2 protein-coding genes are annotated in these 1,514 nt (G+C 38.3%); both read right to left on the bottom strand.

Annotated features, from left to right (window positions below):
- Positions 1–171 precede the first annotated feature (171 nt).
- A complete protein-coding gene (locus ACTNB8_RS16280; protein ID WP_441056110.1) occupies positions 172–579 on the bottom strand; it encodes a single-stranded DNA-binding protein in 408 nt (135 codons plus the stop codon).
- Between the two features lie 24 nt (positions 580–603).
- The gene (locus ACTNB8_RS16275) at positions 604–900 is read right to left on the bottom strand and encodes a hypothetical protein (RefSeq protein WP_441056109.1); all 297 of its coding nucleotides are present in this window, start codon (positions 898–900) and stop codon (positions 604–606) included.
- Positions 901–1,514 lie beyond the last annotated feature (614 nt).

Genomic DNA, 1,514 nt, shown 5'->3' with positions numbered 1-1,514 from the left:
AACAATTCGCAGAAACAGTTACTTTTAAAGTGACTGACACATCTGTAGAAATCCAAAATCGGTGCGAAATAATCTGCCGTATGGGACATCATTTAATTTGCCGGACAACACGAAGGACGCACATACTTTGTTAAAAGTATATAAGTGCGCTCTTCAGCCTTGCTTCAGAGATTATTCAAACGGTAATTCCTCACCTTCCGGAACTTCCATGAATCCCTCACTGTCTGTTTTTGTTTCCTGCGTATTATCTACTTCAGCAGCTTTGCCTTCTGCAAAATAATGCTCATCTACAACGACCTCTGTGGTATAAACCTTCCTATCATCCTTACCGGTATAACTACCGGTCTGAATGCGACCGCATACAGCAATCTTCATTCCCTTCTTCAACCACTTCATGGCAAACTCAGCTCCCTTACCATAAACCACACAATTGATAAAATCAGAAGCGGCGCTGTTGCTTCCACGATATCTACGATCAACTGCAAGCGTGTACTTTACCATCAGAGTGTCACCGGAACCTCCAACATATTTTGATTCCGGATTTCTTGTTAATCTTCCCATTAACTGAACCTTATTCATACAATTCACCATTTTAACCTTTCGCTAAATGCGAAGCAGATATTCTGCTTCATGTCCTGTCGTGTCACTTAATACCGCCAGATATTGATCTCTGGCAGCATTTCTTGCATCGTTTTCTGCACATATGTCAAAAAACATATCTGTATAGATCGATGCATATTCTTCCGTATTCAATTTTCGCAATAATCCGAAGACTAATTTTCTAAAATCTTCATCGGTTGCAAATAAACCAACCATTTTGAGTCGTCTCTTTGTGAATTCCAGGTTTTCACAACCAAACCACACAAGGAGCTTCTCTTCATCCAATGTCAAAAAATCCAATAAATCTCTCCTATACTTTTCTTATTCCTTTCCTCTTTGCTAAATCAACAAGTTACAATCGCACACTTCCACCTCAACGTTCCCTGCATCAGATTTAACCGAAACGTATGCACTGATAAGACACGCAGGATAAAAATTCCCAAAAGCACATTCAGATCAAGTATCCTCGTGCAAAAGAACTATGAAGTTGTCAAAATGTGGTGAGGAGATGTAGATTTCTATTCATGTCCAAAACAGAAATGACTTTGATGAAATAATCATTCTCTAAATCCTCCTCTACCTATATGGGAAAGGAGAGGGTCTTATACAACATTTTTTGATAAAAAGTTACAAAAGTTTGCAAATTACTACTTCTCACTATCCTTTTTGAATAATTACCTATACACTTTTGCTGAATTGGAAAACTGACTTCCAGTTTGCAAAAGTTAACCCCTGTTCCTAAAAGTTCTTGCAAGACTAAATTCCGGCATATCAAGAAATCATGATTTTAGCGGAATTTACGATTCCAAACTGGAACTTACAAAACCAAATAGATTGAACCAGTTGTTGAGGCGTGATAAGATAACCCCAGATCAATTTCTGTTCTGAAAAAAGACGCACTTTAAGCGGAGGTC

It is taken from the genome of Blautia sp. HCP28S3_G10, from assembly GCF_052065235.1.
Lineage (GTDB): Bacteria > Bacillota > Clostridia > Lachnospirales > Lachnospiraceae > Blautia_A.
The sequence above is the reverse complement of the archived record's forward strand: the minus strand, read 5'-3'. Positions and strand labels throughout refer to the sequence as shown.